At 38.2% G+C, this 17510-nt stretch carries 22 protein-coding genes; 15 read left to right on the forward strand and 7 right to left on the reverse strand.

From position 1 onward, the window contains the following. Positions 1-117: 117 nt before the first annotated feature. The gene (gene zwf / locus ACN6NE_RS21090; RefSeq protein ID WP_129708408.1) at positions 118-1617 is read left to right on the forward strand and encodes a glucose-6-phosphate dehydrogenase; all 1500 of its coding nucleotides are present in this window, start codon (positions 118-120) and stop codon (positions 1615-1617) included. Between the two features lie 146 nt (positions 1618-1763). Here the strand turns inward: zwf and ACN6NE_RS21095 are convergent, their stop codons facing one another. Further along, positions 1764-2432, reverse strand: coding sequence for a GntR family transcriptional regulator (locus ACN6NE_RS21095; protein WP_129708410.1), 669 nt, complete (start codon positions 2430-2432; stop codon positions 1764-1766). 208 nt (positions 2433-2640) lie between these two features. Here ACN6NE_RS21095 and ACN6NE_RS21100 point away from each other — a divergent pair, with 208 nt between their 5' ends. Both ACN6NE_RS21100 and ACN6NE_RS21105 read left to right on the forward strand, forming a co-directional pair. Next, positions 2641-3696 (forward strand): tartrate dehydrogenase, encoded by a 1056-nt coding sequence (locus ACN6NE_RS21100; protein ID WP_474327072.1) that lies wholly within the window; start codon positions 2641-2643, stop codon positions 3694-3696. Positions 3697-4065: 369 nt separating this feature from the next. Then, a complete protein-coding gene (locus tag ACN6NE_RS21105) occupies positions 4066-5274 on the forward strand; it encodes an MFS transporter (RefSeq protein WP_129708417.1) in 1209 nt (402 codons plus the stop codon). A 124-nt stretch (positions 5275-5398) separates the two neighbouring features. On the opposite strand, the gene ACN6NE_RS21110 is transcribed toward ACN6NE_RS21105, so the two are convergent. Further along, complete coding sequence (locus ACN6NE_RS21110) at positions 5399-5722, reverse strand: winged helix-turn-helix transcriptional regulator (protein ID WP_014460492.1); 324 nt, start codon at positions 5720-5722, stop codon at positions 5399-5401. 356 nt (positions 5723-6078) lie between these two features. Between ACN6NE_RS21110 and ACN6NE_RS21115 the strand changes: the two genes are divergently transcribed. The 4 genes from ACN6NE_RS21115 (at position 6079) to ACN6NE_RS21130 (ending at position 9335) form a co-directional block, all read left to right on the forward strand. Further along, positions 6079-6828 (forward strand): GTP cyclohydrolase II, encoded by a 750-nt coding sequence (locus ACN6NE_RS21115; protein ID WP_474327075.1) that lies wholly within the window; start codon positions 6079-6081, stop codon positions 6826-6828. Further along, complete coding sequence (gene ribD / locus ACN6NE_RS21120) at positions 6825-7916, forward strand: bifunctional diaminohydroxyphosphoribosylaminopyrimidine deaminase/5-amino-6-(5-phosphoribosylamino)uracil reductase RibD (RefSeq protein WP_474327077.1); 1092 nt, start codon at positions 6825-6827, stop codon at positions 7914-7916. Before ACN6NE_RS21115 ends, ribD begins: the two co-directional genes overlap by 4 nt. A gap of 143 nt (positions 7917-8059) precedes the next feature. Continuing rightward, positions 8060-8194, forward strand: a complete 135-nt coding sequence (locus ACN6NE_RS21125; RefSeq protein ID WP_474327079.1) for a hypothetical protein — start codon at positions 8060-8062, stop codon at positions 8192-8194. A 265-nt stretch (positions 8195-8459) separates the two neighbouring features. Further along, positions 8460-9335, forward strand: a complete 876-nt coding sequence (locus ACN6NE_RS21130) for a helix-turn-helix domain-containing protein (protein WP_474327081.1) — start codon at positions 8460-8462, stop codon at positions 9333-9335. Positions 9336-9639: 304 nt separating this feature from the next. Here the strand turns inward: ACN6NE_RS21130 and ACN6NE_RS21135 are convergent, their stop codons facing one another. Beyond that, complete coding sequence (locus tag ACN6NE_RS21135; RefSeq protein ID WP_013056671.1) at positions 9640-9786, reverse strand: hypothetical protein; 147 nt, start codon at positions 9784-9786, stop codon at positions 9640-9642. Between the two features lie 12 nt (positions 9787-9798). Then, entirely contained in the window at positions 9799-10023 is a 225-nt protein-coding gene (locus ACN6NE_RS21140; protein ID WP_013082820.1) for a DUF3892 domain-containing protein, read from the reverse strand. Positions 10024-10127: 104 nt separating this feature from the next. On the opposite strand from ACN6NE_RS21140, the gene ACN6NE_RS21145 reads away from it, so the two are divergent. The 4 genes from ACN6NE_RS21145 to ACN6NE_RS21160 all read left to right on the forward strand — a co-directional run bounded on the left by ACN6NE_RS21145 (position 10128) and on the right by ACN6NE_RS21160 (position 12427). Next, a complete protein-coding gene (locus tag ACN6NE_RS21145; RefSeq protein WP_129708426.1) occupies positions 10128-10808 on the forward strand; it encodes a class I SAM-dependent methyltransferase in 681 nt (226 codons plus the stop codon). 65 nt (positions 10809-10873) lie between these two features. Continuing rightward, positions 10874-11002: a YuzL family protein gene (locus ACN6NE_RS21150; protein WP_013056674.1), complete on the forward strand. Its 129-nt coding sequence runs from the start codon at positions 10874-10876 to the stop codon at positions 11000-11002. A gap of 375 nt (positions 11003-11377) precedes the next feature. Then, a complete protein-coding gene (locus tag ACN6NE_RS21155; RefSeq protein ID WP_057243870.1) occupies positions 11378-11647 on the forward strand; it encodes a CD3324 family protein in 270 nt (89 codons plus the stop codon). A gap of 135 nt (positions 11648-11782) precedes the next feature. After that, positions 11783-12427 carry a FusB/FusC family EF-G-binding protein gene (locus ACN6NE_RS21160; protein ID WP_129708428.1) on the forward strand — a complete coding sequence of 215 codons (645 nt, stop codon included), beginning with the start codon at positions 11783-11785 and terminating at the stop codon, positions 12425-12427. Between the two features lie 76 nt (positions 12428-12503). Here the strand turns inward: ACN6NE_RS21160 and ACN6NE_RS21165 are convergent, their stop codons facing one another. Next, positions 12504-13346: a sulfurtransferase gene (locus ACN6NE_RS21165; RefSeq protein WP_474327085.1), complete on the reverse strand. Its 843-nt coding sequence runs from the start codon at positions 13344-13346 to the stop codon at positions 12504-12506. Positions 13347-13591: 245 nt separating this feature from the next. Between ACN6NE_RS21165 and ACN6NE_RS21170 the strand changes: the two genes are divergently transcribed. Then, positions 13592-14341, forward strand: a complete 750-nt coding sequence (locus ACN6NE_RS21170) for a Cof-type HAD-IIB family hydrolase (protein ID WP_129708431.1) — start codon at positions 13592-13594, stop codon at positions 14339-14341. 122 nt (positions 14342-14463) lie between these two features. Beyond that, complete coding sequence (locus tag ACN6NE_RS21175; RefSeq protein WP_129708433.1) at positions 14464-15159, forward strand: peptidoglycan-binding protein; 696 nt, start codon at positions 14464-14466, stop codon at positions 15157-15159. Positions 15160-15282: 123 nt separating this feature from the next. On the opposite strand, the gene ACN6NE_RS21180 is transcribed toward ACN6NE_RS21175, so the two are convergent. Beyond that, the gene (locus tag ACN6NE_RS21180; RefSeq protein WP_013056680.1) at positions 15283-15447 is read right to left on the reverse strand and encodes a hypothetical protein; all 165 of its coding nucleotides are present in this window, start codon (positions 15445-15447) and stop codon (positions 15283-15285) included. 464 nt (positions 15448-15911) lie between these two features. Continuing rightward, the gene (locus tag ACN6NE_RS21185) at positions 15912-16643 is read right to left on the reverse strand and encodes a polysaccharide deacetylase family protein (protein ID WP_028408814.1); all 732 of its coding nucleotides are present in this window, start codon (positions 16641-16643) and stop codon (positions 15912-15914) included. Between the two features lie 160 nt (positions 16644-16803). On the opposite strand from ACN6NE_RS21185, the gene ACN6NE_RS21190 reads away from it, so the two are divergent. Both ACN6NE_RS21190 and ACN6NE_RS21195 read left to right on the forward strand, forming a co-directional pair. Continuing rightward, positions 16804-17214 (forward strand): hypothetical protein, encoded by a 411-nt coding sequence (locus ACN6NE_RS21190; RefSeq protein ID WP_028408813.1) that lies wholly within the window; start codon positions 16804-16806, stop codon positions 17212-17214. Positions 17215-17298: 84 nt separating this feature from the next. Then, complete coding sequence (locus ACN6NE_RS21195; protein ID WP_474327089.1) at positions 17299-17487, forward strand: hypothetical protein; 189 nt, start codon at positions 17299-17301, stop codon at positions 17485-17487. Positions 17488-17510: the final 23 nt, after the last annotated feature.

Raw genomic sequence — 17510 nt, forward strand, 5'->3', positions numbered from 1 at the left:
GGACGCTCGCACTTGTGAGCGTCCTTTTTGATAAAAAAAGGATATTCCCAAATAAACAGAGGTAAGCTAGGAGAAGAGAAAATCCATCATACATACAACCTGACGGGAGGAAAAAAAGTGGAGTCCTTAACTTTTGTTTTATTTGGCGCAACGGGTGATTTAGCAAAAAGAAAAATCTTTCCCGCTCTTTATAATTTATTTACAGACAAAAAGCTCCCTGATGCTATTTCTATTATTGGATCGGGGTACGAGCAGATGTCTCATGAGGATTTTAAAGAGCGTGTAAAGCAATCTATAAACGATTTTTCGAGACGGAAAATGGAAAGTAACGAAGAAGATTTTTTGTCCCTGTTTCATTATCAAGCAGTAGACGCAAGCAAAACAGAAGATTACGAACAGCTGCTAAAACTTGTGAATGAGCAAGAAACAACTCATGGAAGTAAAGGAAATCGGTTGTTTTATTTGTCCGTAGCACCAGAATACTTCGATGTAATTGCTCTGTATATAAAAAAAAGCGGCTTGGATCAAACCAGCGGCTGGAAGCGTCTTATGATTGAAAAGCCGTTTGGACATGATCTTGTTTCAGCAAGAGAGCTTAATGAAAAGCTAAGCAGCACGTTTAAAGAAGAAGAAATTTATCGAATTGATCATTATTTAGGTAAACCGATGGTGCAAAATTTAGAAGCGCTTGAATTTACGAACCCCGTGCTGCAATCGCTTTGGAATAACAAACACATTGCGAACGTGCAAATTACGGCAAGTGAAACAGTCGGTGTTGAAAATCGTGCAGGGTATTATGATCATACGGGGGCCATACGCGACATGATTCAAAATCATATGCTGCAGGTTCTCATGATGACAGCTATGCATCTTCCAAAACGAATTTGCTCAGAAAACATTTTAGAAGAAAAGCAAAAAGTAATGGAGTCACTGAGGAAAATTCAAGCGAAAGAAGTAGCTCGCGATGTTGTACGAGGGCAATACGGAAGCGGAGAAATCGATCACAAATCTGTTAGAGGATACAAAGAAGAGCCTGGCGTAGAAGCAGACTCTAAAAATGATACGTTTGTGGCAGCACGTTTATGGATTGATAATCCATTTTGGAAAGGCGTTCCTTTTTATATTCGAACGGGCAAACGAATGAAAGAAAAATCAACTCGTATCGTCGTAGAATTTAAAGATTCTTTAAAAGGTCTGTACGAAACTCCTTATGACAAAGTAGCACCAAACTTATTTATTATTGAAATTAGTCCAAGCGAAAACGTCGCTTTGCAGCTTAACAGCAAAAATCCATTAAAAAATGGTGTTATTGAGCCGGTTCGTATTACGTTCTCAAGAGAAGAAGAAAGTGTACCGGAAGCATATGAACGAATTATTTACGACGCATTAATCGGAGACTCCACGTTTTTTGCTCATTGGAAAGAAGTAGAGCTATCTTGGCAGTGGGTGCAGCCTGTATTAGATGCATTTGAGGCTGACATGCTGCCGCTTTATGAATATCCATCGGGTTCACAAGGTCCTGAAGAAGCCCAGAAATTAGTTGAACAAGAAGGCTTTAAGTGGTGGCTCGATGACGATGAGCATGGGGAAGCACCTGGAGTGTTTTTGCCTATTTAAAAAAAGAGGCTAGGACAAAATTTTTTTCGTTGAAGAAAGATCCGAACGATAAATCGAGATTCTTGATGGAGAATCTCGATTCATCGTTCGGATTTTTTTATGTATCCCATTTGTTCGGCTTTAGATTGGATTGATGTAGCTATGTCTCAATCTCTTTTGGTGTTTAATCGTTTTTGTAAATAAACAAGATCATGATGTAAATGTTTTTGCATATGTTCAACAGCTTTTAAACTGCGTTTTTTAATAAAGGTGAACACTTGCTGATGTTCATCTAAAATCTCAGCAGCGCGTCCTTTACCTTTAAAATTAAGCACCCGACAAAAATAAATCAATACATTTACGCTATCGAGCTGTTTTTTTAAATGTTTATTATGACTGTATTGAAGAATCAGCTGATGAAAATGTTCATTTAGTTCAATAAGTCGAGAATCTTCAGCTCCTTGCTTTATTTCCTCAGCGGTTCTGTCTAACAGCTGCTCAATGAAAAGAAGCTCTTCATCAGAAGCGCGAGTAATACACAGCTCAATGGCTAAAGACTCTAAAGCCGTACGAATTTGATAAATTTCTTCTACGTCTTCAGGAGACAGGGAATAAACAATAAAGCCTGTTTTTTGATCTGCAACTAAAAGGCCGTCTTTTTCTAATAAACGCATTGCTTCTCTTATGGGAGAGCGGCTAACCCCAAATGCTTTAGCTAGCTGGGTTTCATTGATTCGCTGGCCCGGTTTATATTCACCGTTCACAATCATTTGCTTAATTTTTTCATAAAATTGAAGATAGTATGGTAACGGCTTATGTAAATCAAAATTGTTCATTGATATACCTCGTTTATTTATAATCATTTATTTCCTAATTATAATACGCTTGTTCATAAGAGTCATAATAATTTTGAATTTTTGAAGCGAATGAATATATTCAGAATTTTCTTGATGAAAGCGTTATTTTTGCGTATAATCAAATAGATAATATCAGTCGACGGTCGACCGATAGGTTTTTTACATAAAAGACGCAGGGGGATTTTTGATGAAAACGTTAAAAATAGCGAACATACCAGGAGATGGAGTTGGAAAAGAAGTTGTGCCGGAGGCGGTTAGAGTCCTTCGTACGATTGCAGATCTTCACGGGGGATTAAAATTTGAATTTACAGAATTTCCTTGGAGCTGTGATTATTATTTGAAGTATGGACATATGATGCCGGAAGATGGGCTAAAGCAGCTTGAACACTTTGACGGAATTTTTTTAGGAGCCGTAGGAAATTTAAATCTTGTGCCAGATCACGTGTCGCTATGGGGTCTGCTCATTAAGATTCGTCGAGAATTTCAGCAGGTAATTAATATTCGTCCAGCCAAGAGGCTAAAAGGCATCGCATCTCCACTAATGAACCCAAAAGATTTTGATTTAATTGTTGTTCGTGAAAATAGTGAAGGAGAATACAGTGAAGTAGGAGGCCGGATTTATCAAGGAGAAGATCAAATTTCGATTCAAAATGCGGTTTTTTCTCGAAAAGGAACAGAACGAGCGATGCGCTATGCATTTGAATTAGCTTCTAAAAGAAAAGAAAAAGTTACAAGCGCAACGAAGTCAAATGGAATTGTTCATTCCATGCCGTTTTGGGACGAAGTGTTTCAAGATGTTGCAAAGAGTTATCCTCATATTGAAACAGACTCACAGCACATCGATGCGCTGGCGGCTTTTTTCGTTACAAATCCAAGTCGTTTTGATGTAATTGTAGCAAGCAATTTATTTGGAGATATTTTAACAGATATCGGAGCTGCTATTATGGGGAGTATTGGGGTTGCTCCTGCTGCAAATATTAATGTGAACGGAAAATATCCTTCGATGTTTGAACCGGTGCACGGGTCTGCTCCTGATATTGTCGGAAAAGGAATTGCAAACCCAGTCGGACAGATTTGGACGGCTAAAATGATGTTGGATCATTTTGGTGAACAAGAATTAGGCAGTCATTTATTAGAGGTTATCGAACAAGTGACGGAATCGGGTATCATTACACCAGATGTTGGAGGCAGCGCAACTACTAGTGAAGTAACGAATCAAATTATCTCTTATTTAAAAAAGTAATAGTTCTAAAAAAGGCTGGAATAAAAGTAATTTAGTTGAAGGAAAGAGGCTAGGATAAAAGAATATTAGACGAAGTGAAAAACGAACCATGAATCAAAGTGTTTGATTCATGGTTTGTTTTTTTGTGGTAAACGTAGGTTTCATGTGTGTAGGTCTTTCTAGCAGTTGATTGAAGGGCAAGGCGAAGACTCCTGCGGGAAAAGCGAAGTCTTGCACGGAAATCAAAATCGATAAATACATGTTGACACTTACATATATGAACCCTATAATAGTTTGAGTTGATATAATTCGTATACATATTATTTCTAGACTATGATTTAGTTTGTTTTAAGAAATAGATACGAATAAACAAATAAAAGGAGGAAAATCATGCAGAAATCGAAATTATGGACAAAAGATTTTTTAGCGGTCTCATTGACTAGCTTTTTTGTTTTTGTCATTTTTTATATGTTAACTGTCACATTGCCCCTGTTTGCAATGGATGAACTTCATGCAAGTAAACAAAGCCTAGGGCTAATTGTGACAATCTTTTTAGTGTCCGGTATTGTGTTCAGACCGCTAGCCGGTAAGTGGATGACAACATTAGGACAAAAGAAAGTACTATTGATAGGTGTCTTTATCTTTTTAATTGGTTCTATTTTATATATGAATATTCATTCATTATCTGCGCTGCTGCTGCTGCGTGTGCTTCATGGTATTGGTTTTGGAATGAGCACAACTGCTACAGGAGCAATTGTTGCAAATGTAATCCCAGAACAGAGAAAAGGCGAAGGGATGGGGTACTATGCGACGTTCATGAACTTAGCGATGGTAGTAGGTCCGTTTGTAGGCTTAACGTTAACAAATACTTTGAGTCATACAGCGGTCTTTACCGTTGCGGTTGTATCTTCCGTTTTAGCAGTATTATGCAGTCTAGTACTTCGTGTACCTGAGGTGCAAGCTTCTTCTGCAACAAATGAAATACAGCCAGCTAAAGGTCTTGCAGCGTTTTTTGAATACCGTTCGCTGCCTATTTCTGTTGCAGGCCTTGTGGTAGCTTTTTCATATGCAAGTGTTATTTCGTTTGTGTCTATTTATGCAAAAGAAATGGGCTTTACGCAAGCTTCAAGCTTTTTCTTTGTTGTATACGCAGTGTGCCTGTTGGCTTCTAGACCCTTTACAGGAAAATGGTTTGATCAATACGGAGAAAACAGCGTGGTATATCCGTCCATTTTATCTTTAGCTATCGGTATCTTTTTGCTTAGCCAAGCGACAACAAGCTGGGTGTTTTTATTAGCTGGAGCATTGATTGGATTAGGCTTTGGAACGATTACATCAAGTTTTCAATCCATTGCTGTAAAAAAAGCTTCTCCTCATCGCCGAGGTGTCGCCACGGCTACGTTTTTTGTGTTTTTTGACTCTGGAATGGGCTTAGGGTCCTTTTTATTAGGCATTTTATCCACAGCAGCCGGTTATAAAGGAATGTATGTATTCTGTTCCATTATTGCTCTTTTAGCTATAGCAGTATATCTTGTATTGCACGGCCGAAAAAGCGAGAAACAGCGTATTATTTCTCAAAATGAATCATTAGGAAAATAACATAAATAAAAAAAGGCGTGCTCAAGGGGAGCATGCCTTTTTTATTTATGGAGCTCTAAAGAAAAAGAAAACGGCTGTGAGCATATCGATTTAGAAGCCCTCCTGATTTCTTTAGAGATTTCTTTTATTCCACTTCTTCTTTTGTTATCCACTCACTGGACCATGTCTGAATTTCCTGAATTACCGGCGCTAGTGCTAATCCTTTGTCGGATAATGAATACTCGATTCGAACAGGAGTTTCCGGAATAACCGTACGAATGACGATTCCTTCATGCTCTAATTCTTTTAAGCGCTCGGATAAGAGCCTTCCGCTTACTGGAAGTGCTTCTTGCATTTGAGAAAACCGCTGTGAGCCGGAAAGTAGCTGAAAAATGATCAAACTCGTCCAACGTTTCGTTAGTATAGTAACAGCCTTCTCAAAACGTGGGCAGAGTGCTAAACCGTCCATGTTATTACCTCCATTCTCTTCCTATATTATAAAACAAAGTCAGCATTTTATCTAGTGTTGTGTAATTTAATTACTTAAAGATTATAAATTACTTTACGTATTTATATTTTGATTATATAATTTATAAAATTACAGAAGTTAATTACTAAAAGTAACAAAAGGAACATAAAAGCTTTACAAGATAAATGTATCGTCATATAATACTTTATGCAAGTAAACCTACTTACTTTTAGTAAGCTGATAAACCAATTTAAAAAAATAAATGTTGTGAAGTGCTAAAAAAACAGTTGCTCATGTGAGAAATTGAGCAAAATGTAAAAATAGTAGATAAGTGAGAAGACACATAAGAGGAGGAAATGACTGTGATTAACCAAAAAGTTATTTCAATTTTAAAAGATAAAATTAACGTAGTGAAAAATGAAGATCATTTTATTTATATAGTAGGACCTATTACGCTTCCTGTGAATCTGGATGGCGAGACACAAGTATTTAGTTGGTATTCATGGTTGCGTTCTGATAATGTAAAAGAAGGAGCCTTAAGTACGGAAGAACTTATTGAAAAAATGCAAGGAGCTAATTTGGCAGACATGCAGCAATCGAGTGTTCTTGTGTACGGAGATTTTCAAGAATCACATGAGGCACTCATTCGTATGCACAGCATCTGCCATACGGGAGATATATTCGGAAGCAAACGCTGCGACTGCGGTTTTCAATTAAAACAATCGATGAAAATGATCGTCGAAAATGGAAGCGGAGCGCTATTTTATTTAGCAAATCATGAAGGACGCGGCATTGGCTTATTCAGCAAAGCAATGGCATACGTTCTTCAAGAAAACGGATTTGATACGGTAGAAGCGAATGAAGGATTAGGATTTGAAGATGATACTCGCAGCTATAGTGATGCCATCAGCGTGTTAAAAGTGCTGCGCCAAAAACCGGTTACGCTGATTACCAATAATCCGAAAAAGCTAATCGCGCTTGAAAAAAACGGCGCACTTTTATCAGGGCGCGTTCCACTTTGGGGAGATGTATCGCAGTTTAATGAAAAGTATTTGGATACTAAAGTTAAACGTTCAGGACATTTAAAAGAGGAGGTTCTTCTTTGATCAATCACGAATTTTATATGAATATAGCTTTACAAAACGCAAAAGCAACAAAAGGACAAACAGAGCCAAACCCGCTTGTAGGATCGGTCATTGTAAACGATAATCGAATCGTTGGAATTGGTACGCATTTAAAAGCTGGCGAACCGCACGCTGAAATTCACGCGCTGCGAATGGCTGGCGAACAAGCAAAAGGAGCGACTGCTTACGTAACGCTAGAGCCATGTTCACACCACGGACGTACAGGTCCTTGTGCTGAAGCGCTAGTTGAAGCCGGTGTAAAAAAAGTGGTCATAGCAACTTTAGACCCCAATCCTTTAGTAGCAGGTAATGGGGTTAAAATTTTAGAAAACGCAGGCATTGAGGTCATAACAGGTGTAGGTGAAGAAGAGTCACGTCAAATGAATGAAGTCTTCAATAAGTATATTGTAACGAAGAAGCCGTTTGTTTCCTTAAAGTCAGCGATTACGTTAGACGGTAAAATAGCAACTGCTTCTTCTCACAGCAAGTGGATTACATCTGAGAAAGCTCGTTTGGATGTACATCAGCTGCGTCATGAAACAGCGGGTATCTTAGTAGGGGTGAACACGGTCATTAAGGACAACCCCGAGCTGACAACTCGCATTGAAGGCGGCCGCAGTCCAATTCGCATTGTGATGGATTCAAAGCTGCGCATGCCCCTTGATTCGAAGTTAGCAACCGATTCTTTAGCTCCAACGTGGGTATTTACAAGTCAGGGCTATTCAAAAGAAAAAAAAGAACAGCTCGAAAAGCAAGGCGTCGAAGTATTTGTCACAAGCGGTGAGGACAAAGTAAATCTTGAAGATATGCTTTCTATACTAGGTGAGAAATTTGTGTCGTCTCTTTTAATTGAAGGAGGGGGCGAAGTGAATGCCGCATTCCTGGAAAATCGTTTAATTGATAAATTGGTGCTGTATATGGCTCCAAAGCTTTCAGGAGGAAAAGAAGCTCCTACTTTCCTAGAAGGAAAAGGCGTAGAGAAAATGTGGGACGCAGTGGACGTGGAGCGTCTTTCTGTGACGTCAATCGGCAAAGACTTTAAATTTGTTGGATATCCTGTTTATAAATAAAAATGTGAATAGTGGTGTGACAAAAGTCGTTTAGTTAAAGCAAGATCCGAACGAAGTTAATTCTTGAATAAGAATCAGCTTCGCTCGGATTTTTTTATTGGTGTGGTGAACGTAGGTTTCATGTATGCAGGTGCTTCTAGCAGTTGATTGGAGGGCAAGGCGAAGACTCCTTCGGGGAAAGCGGAACAGGTGAGACCCCGCAGGAGCGTAAGCGACGAGGAGGCTCACCGGCCGCCCGCGGAAAGCGAAGTCTTGCACGGAAATCAACGGAGGTGTAACAAGTAGTCCAGATCATTTATCCCATTTGTTCGGCTTTAGATTGGATTGATGTAGCTATGTCTCAATCTCATTTTTTTGTGGGATTTTTTAGAGAAGAGAAATCATACACTATTTTACTCTTATAGATTAATTTGCTATTATAGGGAATGGTCAATTTCGAAACATTGTATAAATTTTTAACGTGTTTACAGTTGACTATCTAAATAAAATCACTATATGTTTATAGAGAGAATATATTATGTGAAAGTAAGGGTGAGAAAAGAGATGAGAGAGTATAGAATTGGGAGTGTTATGAGAGACCTTCGCAAAATGGCAGGGTTGACACAACAAGAATTATCAAGAGACATTTGTACACAAGCGCAAATCAGCAAAATTGAAAACGGTGAAGAATATCCATCAAGCATTACCCTCTATAAAATTTCTAAGCGCCTTGGCGTAGATGTTAACTACTTTTTTGATAGTGTAGAATCACCTCGACTTGATTACGTAGATGCGGTTCAATCGTTAATTCGTCAATATATTCGTCAGAGAGATTATGATGCTATTCATAATATCATTGTAAAAGAAAAAGAAAGTCCTCTGTTTCAAAATCCGCTGAACAAGCAATTTTTAATGTGGCATGAAGGTATTTGCGTGTATTACATTCATCATAATAAAGAAGATGCGCTGGCTAAAATGTACCAAGCGATCGAGCTTACTAAGCAATCGGCAACGTTTTATAAAGAAAGAGAAATTGAAATTTTAAATAGCATTGGAATTATTCTTTATGAAGAGAAAGAGTATGAACAGGCTCTAGATACATATCAAACAGCACTCAAAAGCTTAAATGAGCTGCCCCAAACAAAAAACGAAAATATAAAAATTAGAATTTTAAATGCACTTGCCAAAACGCTTGGAGATATGAGTAACTATGATGAATCATTAATATATAGCAACCGAGGAATCGATTTGTGCATTAGTAATGAATCAATGTATTTATTTGGAGAACTTCATTACCAAGCAGGAGAGAGCTTAATCAAATTAGGTAAAATTGAACAAGGTAAAGAATATATGGAAAAGTCCATGACCATTTTCACCCTGCAACGAAATGAGCGATTCGTCAAGCTAGTAGAAAAAGAACTTGAAGCTCTATTTGTTTAAAATATTCCTATCATTATAATTTTTGAGAAATTTCTATCAAAATGGAGGAAACCCGTGGTTTTAAGGGGATAAATGCTGATAGAAAGGAATTCATCTACTTTTATCCTGTGATACACTAGAGTCAAATCAAAGAAAGAGGAGGAAATAATTATGAAAAAAGTATTAGTCGGTATGGCATTAGCGTTTACATTAGTAGCAGGTGTTGCTTCAGTTGGAACAAGCGTAGCAACAGGAGATTTTTCAACATTAGGTCTTCCAAGCCAACATTAATAAAAAAAGCCGTGCTTCTTAGCACGGCTTTTTTTTATTGTGTTTTACTTGACTGATCTTTGTTGCGTTTGTTTCCCTTTGAATTATCCCCGCTTGAAATTTCTTCACCCATTTCAACAAGATGGTGCTGCGTTTTTGGGTTACTTTGATTAGCGCTTCCTTTATTATTCTTTTTTGTCATATTCATTCTCCTTTAAAATGATGGCAATGCATCGAGATTATTTGTTTTGTCATGGTCAGGAATACTGCGAATATACGTACCGCCGTCTTTCCCTACAAAGGTACTCACATGTTCAACGTCTCCTGCTTCTACTTTCTTTAACGCTTCTTCATAGGTTAAAACAGCTCCTGAAGCCGTTTGAAATTCTAGCAGGTCACCGTCTGCATTTTTACGTACCGCAACGAAACGTTCTTTCATACAAATAAACACCTTCCTTTACATCTATATGGTTGCTGAAATAGTCGTTTTTATTCATTGCAAAAAGTGATAAGGTAAAGAAAAGAGTGCAAAGGGGATAAAAAATGACAACATTTAATTGGCATGATCAAGCTCAAGACGAATGGAATCAAAAAGTATCATTTTGGAATAGCCGAAGTGAAGAAATGTGGAAAAACGGAAGTCGGAAAACAGTTATTCTATTTATTCAAAAACATCTTAAAAAAGGCGCTTTGCTAGCAGACGTCGGCTGTGGTGATGGGTTTGGGACGTCTCTTCTGGCCGCTTCTGGATATAAAGCAATCGGTCTTGATTTATCAGAAGAAATGGTTCAAAAAGCATCTGAACTGCATAAAAGTGAAAATTTGTCGTTCGTTCAAGCTGATATTATGAAGCTCCCGCTGTCTTCTGAATCAGTAGAAGGAGTTATGGTAATCAACGCCCTGGAATGGACGGAGCACCCGCGATTAGCTCTGAAGGAATTGCACCGAGTTGTAAAAACAGGAGGATATGCATGTGTAGGTATTCTTGGACCAACTGCTCAGCCTCGTACCAATAGTTTTCAAAGACTATATGGTGAAGACGTTATTTGCAATACGATGATGCCGTGGGAGTTTGAACAGCTTGCAAAAGAAAATGGATGGGAAGTAATCGATGGCGAAGGTGTATATAAGCGAAATGTTACAGATAAGCTGATTGGACAGCTCCCAAATGAATTAAAGCAAGCCTTAACGTTTCTATGGCTATTTATGCTCAAGAAACAATAAAAACAGCACACCTCTCCTTATATGTAGCTGTACAAAGGGTACACTACAAACGGGAGGTGAGTGACATGAGTAAAATTAAAAAAGACCGCTCAAAATCAGAGCTAGGTTCACCAAATGTAGAAGGACAAGGGACGACCACTTCTGAACAAGGTGTTCAAAGCAGTTCAGCTAACAAAAAGCAGAAGCGTTCATAACAAAAATAAAACGAACTTGCAGGGAGAACAACGAGCTCCCTGCAAGTTCGTTTTATTTATGGTGTCAGCTTTATAAATAAGAAGGTGTTGTGTGCAAGATTATAGATAGCTTATAATAAAATCTGAGCCAATAATTGTAATTTTATACAAGTTTGGTTTACAGTCGATGTAAAGTGGAGGTGTAATAAATGGTAAATAAAAGATGTTTACCGGATACTGCAGCGTCTCATGCAAAGCCTGATATTAGAAAGGCGATACTTTGCATGGGGTGGACGGTTTAGTAATACACATCGCCTAACCGCGCATATCTCATTTCTAATATATACGGCTTTGCCCCTTATTGTATAAGCAAAACCACATAAGGAGCTGGCAGAAATGACGTATGTAAAAGCAACAAATATTTTACCTGAAGAGCTGATTAGTGAAATTCAAAAATACATTCAAGGAGAAACCATTTATATTCCAAAGCCGCAGAAGGCAAAAAGAAAATGGGGAACTTGCTCTGGTGGAAGAAAGTTGATTGACGAGCGAAACGAACGGATTAAGAATTTGTTTAAAAAAGGAACTTCGATTGAGGAACTAGCCCGTGAATACTTTTTATCAACCGAAACCATCAAAAAAATTGTATATAAAAAGCAACGGTAGAAATCAAGCGCTGGCAACTGAATGCCCGCGCTTTTTTAGGTATAGTTTATTTCTGATTTATTTTTTACGTTTCATAAAAGGAATCCGTACGGTAAAGTAAAAAGTAGCTGATTAAATGAAGAAGGAGTGAAGAACGTGGAAGCGTTTATAAGAAATGATCAATATAACTTTATCAAAAGCCAAACCCAAATCCTTATCAATGGGCATGGAACAGTAAACAATTCTGATGTGCTGCAGGCTTTAAAAGCTCTTGCAAAAGAAAAAGTATTAAATGTGTTTGATGTTCTTAGCGAGGAAGAAGAAGAATTGCTACTGTCAGTTGCTGAAGTTAGAAATAAAGAACAAGCAGAGGTGTTTTTAGAAACGATAAAGCCTTACGTGATTCCATTTAAATCTTTTACAGAAGCTGGCGTGAAAAAGTTGTTTCCAAAAGTGAAAAAGTTAAAAGTGCCTTCTGCTGATAGCATTGATCTAACGAGCATTTCCTATGTTAGCTGGATCGATAAAGGCTCAAACAGAAAGTTTATCGTAGCGCAGGATCCGTATACCCAGAAGTTAAAAGGTATTCAAGGAACGTTTAAACCTATAAACCAGAAGGGAATATGCACACTTTGCCACAGCTACGAGGAAGTCGGTATGTTCACCGCTGAAATCAAAGGAACTGTTCAAGGGACATTTACACAACGAGGAAATTATATTTGTCAAGATAGCGAAGCATGTAATCGAAATCTGCTTACCTTAGAGCGGCTTCATGATTTTATGTTAAGGCTCAGTAAATAACATGCGCCTAATAAGAAGAATACAAAAAGAGAAGGTTCAGCCTCTATACTTTTGGTGAGACTGAGCCTTCTTTGTGCTATCTTGTTTTCTCAATGGGGTTGTCACGATAGCTAATCCAATCGCTCCAGCTGCCGGCATATAATTTTACATTTGGAAAACCTGCTGATTTTAAAGCTAAAACGTTTGGGCAAGCAGATACACCCGATCCGCAGTATACAATGATTTCAGCGTGAGAATCAATAGCTGAAAACATCTCCTTCCACTCTTTATCTGTTTTCCATAAACCTTCTGAAGTTAACACATCTTGCCAGAAAGAATGAATGGCGCCTGGGATATGTCCTGCTACAAAATCAATGGGTTCTTCTAAGCCGAGATATCTCCTTTTTTCACGAGAGTCGATAAGAACAACATTAGGGTTATGAAGATTCTCTTTTACGTATTCAACTCCTGCAAGTCCCCAATCTTGTTGAACGAAAGGTACAAACGTTTGAGGAGAAGCTTCTGGCACGTTCTTCGTTGTTTCATATCCCGATTGTTTCCAGTTATTAAAACCTCCATTTAAAATTTTTACGTCTTTAATTCCTATATATCGCAGTAGCCACCATGCTCTTGAAGCCATCATTCCGTTTTGTTCATCATAAACGACGACTTTTGAATCAGCATTAATCCCTAAGCTGCCGAGCTTTTGAGCTAGCTTTTGAACGTCAGGCAGCGGGTGTCTGCCTCCGCGAGAAGCAGCTGCAGAAGACAAATCTTTTTCTAAATCCAAGTAATGAGCATGCGGGAGGTGCTCATTTTGATAAGCATTTGTGCCTGCCTCAGAATTTCCAAGGGTAAATCGGCAGTCAAGCAACACAATGGAGTGTTGGGGTTGCTGTAATGCAGTATGTAAGTCAGCTGGTGAAATAATAGTATTCATAACATTCACATCCTTTTAACAAAATTCTAGTTGAAATAACTAAAAATGAAAAGCGTTATATGTAAATTACGGCAAAGCTATTTTATTTTCCTTTAATTATTCCCCGTAGAATAATTGACCATTTTAACGCTTATCTGATGCAGGGCGAAATGCTCCTGTGCTAAAGTTATAATAAGAGTTACATAGTGTAAGTCAAATGCTCAGCGTAATGTCATACCTACTATTGATGAGAAGGAGAGAGAAAGATGCAAACAAATGAAAAGAAAGAATTTAAACTGATCGCACTAGATATGGATGGAACGCTGCTGAACAATCAGCAAGAAATTTCCAAAGAAAATCGTGAGGCCATTGCTAAAGCCCAAGACCAAGGTGTTCATGTGGTGCTCAGCACGGGGCGATCTCTTTTAACATGCCGTGAATATGCGCAGTCTCTTCAGCTATCTTCTTACCTTATTACAGTGAACGGAAGTGAAATTTGGGATGAATCTGGAGAGCTTGTAGAACGAAAGTTAATTGATGCTTCTTCCATCGAGAAGATGTGGAATTTAACACAAGAGCATAAGCTTAACTTTTGGGCTGTGACTACGGATAAAGTATGGAGAGACGAATTTCCAGAAGATATTGCCTCACAGGAATGGCTGAAGTTTGGCTACGATATTCCAGATGATGCTTTACGAGAAGAAGTGCTGAAACAAATAGCAGGCATTTCAGATTTTGAAATTAGCAACTCTAGTTTAACGAATCTAGAAATTAATGCACTTGGTATCAACAAAGCAAAAGGGATTATGACTGTATGTGAACGTTTGGGCATTTCAATGGATGAAGTCATTGCCATGGGAGACAGCTTAAACGATATGGCTATGATTGAAGCGGCAGGATGTGGAATTGCCATGGGAAATGCTCAGGAAGCTGTAAAAGAAGCAGCAGACTGGGTAACAGATACAAATGTCAATAACGGAGTAGCGAAGGCTATCAGCCACTGGGTGCTGAAATAACAGCAGCTCTACATGTTGCACAACTTAACTGCTTCCCGCATAAACTGATACTGGATGCCTCCCTTAGAGTTCGTCTTATACGTATATATAAGGAGAAGCCATCTAGTTAAGGAGTGGGGAGTATGAGTGATTTATCATTAGACAAGCTGTTACAAAAAGCAGAAAATAAGTTACAGGATGTACATGAAATAGTGCAAGAAAAAGCGTACGAGCTCATTGGGCAAGCATATAAAGAAAGCATATTTGTTAGTATCACTGAAGGATTTAGATCAATAGAGCATCAGCACAAACTATATTCACAAGGCCGAACGACACCAGGAAGTATTGTGACTAATGCCAAAGGCGGCTATTCTTATCATAATTATGGACTAGCTTTTGACATTGCGCTGCTTGATAACGACGGAAAAGTTGACTGGACCATTGATCGAAGATGGAACAAAGCGGGAGAGATAGGAAAAAGGATTGGGTTGGAATGGGGAGGAGATTGGACAAGCTTAAAAGATTACCCTCATTTTCAATATACATTCGGTCTATCTTTGTCGGAGCTTCGAAGTGGAAAAGTACCTAAAAAACAGACGCCGAAGGCTTCAAGTATGTTAATTAAATACGGAGATCGAGGAAATCACGTACAGTTAATTCAGCGTATGCTTATTCACTTAGGTTATTCTCTTTTTGGAGGCGCAGACGGTATATTCGGGTCTTCCACTTTCAAAGCGGTAAAAGCTTTTCAACAAGCACTTTATCTGCAGGTAGATGGAATAGTTGGACCGAAAACACTCGAAAAACTCTACAATAATTTTAATAAAACTATGTTCTAAATAACCACAAAAAACCGATAACGAGAAAAGGAAGAAAAGAGATGGATGGAAATCGTCTCCTTTCTTCCTTTTCTGTAGTTATAGTAGAAAAACTGAAATTTATAAAGAAATAAAAAGGATTTTCTAAGCGTAAGAAACGTTCACGTGATCTAACTGGATAACATTGCTCAACAACACGATATCTTTATATATTTCACTTTTTACAGAGGCGTTTGAACAGTTTTGATAGTCTTTCAACAAGCGGCCAAGTTCTTTAATAAATAACAACGTCTCTTGTTCATTAATCATAGTCAAAACTCCTTGTTTAGAAATGAATCCAGGTCATTATATAGGAATTCTATCATATCTATACGCACCTGTTGACAAAAAAAGTTCGTCAATTTTTTTGTGAGAAGAAGAAATTTAGGGATATGTGGAATACGTTCGACTCTCTCATTTTATCTATATGCAGCTTGTCTAAAAATATGAGAGTAGTTATAGTAATATTTACTCCTAATCATGCAACTTAAAACCTATTTTAGAGGTTATCCGTAAATTTCCTCTATTGTAGAGCGATGGAACAAAAAAAGAATGCCTCTTTTTGTATCTTTAGTATGATAACGTTTTGAAGAAATAAGGCATATTTTTGAGTTTTAAGGTGGATTTGAATTAGATCTTTTGACACGCTCTTTTTGTAGGAGAGGCATATTTACTTTCTATCAAGGGAAATCGTAAAGCGCCAAAGAGTTTCTAAATCAGAAACTCTTTGGCGCTTAATTTTTTGGATAAGGGATGTGCAAAAGTTCTGGGACGGTCACAAAATGATATCCTTCTTGCTTAAGTCTAGGAATGATGGTATCCAGCGACTTTGCGGTGTTAGAAAGGTCCATGGTCCAATGGCCGCCGTCGTGCATCAAAACAATTGTTCCGGCGTGCATGTTCTTAAATACATTATTGGTGATTTCTGTTTCTGGGATTTGCTTCCAGTCTAATGAATCAGAAGACCAGTTAATCGCATAGACATTTTCATTTGGCAGCTCGTTGATCATTTCTTGCGTTAAATTTCCATATGGAGGTCGAAACAGCTGTGTTTCAAAACCGGTAATGTTTTTAATAATAGCCTGAGTTTTGGCAATTTCCCAGTGAAACTTTTCAGTAGATTCCTTTAGTAAATTGGGGTGCCAATAGGTATGAATCCCAACAGCATGACCTTCAGCTACCATTCTTTTCACCAGCTCAGGATGTTCGTGAGCTTTTGCCCCAATAAGAAAAAAGGTTGCTTTAATACCATGCTTTTTTAACTGATCCAATACATGTGGAGTAAAGCGCGGATCCGGTCCATCATCAAATGTTAGGGCGGTTTGCTTTAGTTGGTTATTACCTTGATAAAGCAAACGGTCACGCACTTCTACATTTTTTACTTGTTCCGCTTTACATAGTGCAGGAAGGGCTCCATTAAATAAGAAGCACAGTGTAAAAAGCAGTATGCTAATTCTTCGTATCATGTACATGCACGCTCCTTTCTAGGGCAAAGTATAACGTTATGATACCCGATTGAAAATTTTGTATGAAGCTGAATTTCCCTTTTGTGTCAAAACGTATGATATGCATGAAACAGCGTACTATAATAAACAGTTACTATTAGGTGAAGAAAGGAAAAAGCAGATGAAAAAAATAATGATTGCCGTAGCATTGATTTTTTCGCTAAGTTTATCTCCCTTAGCTGAATATATTTCCTATCACGATGACTATAACGTAAGTGCAAGGTCGTATCGGTCAGGGAAGCGGTCGTTTAATAGACAGCCAAGCGTTAGACAAAATGAGCCGAGGTCTAATTTTTCAAACCGCAGAAATGGAACTGTAAATCGAGGCGTTACCCGTTCAAAACGAGGAGGATTCGCCCGTGGACTGCTTTATGGCGGCCTGGCAGGGATGTTATTTGGCGGTTTGCTTGGTCATATGGGTGCACTGGGCGGGATTTTTGGGTTGTTAATTAACATTTTAGCTATTGTGCTTATAATTAATTTAATTCTGCGTTTATTCCGCCCTTCTCGTCGCGACAATAATTGGAGGTAGACCGTAATTGCTGTCATAAACTAATAAGAAAGCTCCATATAAATAAGAAAACGCTTTCTATAGTTAATCGAAAGGATGAAACGTATGTCAGCAAACAGACAGCGCAGCAAATACCTGGCGTTTTGCACAGAATGCGGTCTCCCAACCAGGTTAACATTGTTTCTTTTAAGACAGTACGTTGCGAAAGACGAATATAGCGGATTTTATTGTGGGAATTGCGGAATTCGAAACGAATTTCCAAATTCGGTCATTGAATATATTAAAGAACTGTAAAACACAATCTTTTAGAAGATTGT

It is taken from the genome of Priestia sp. 53B2, from assembly GCF_056099005.1.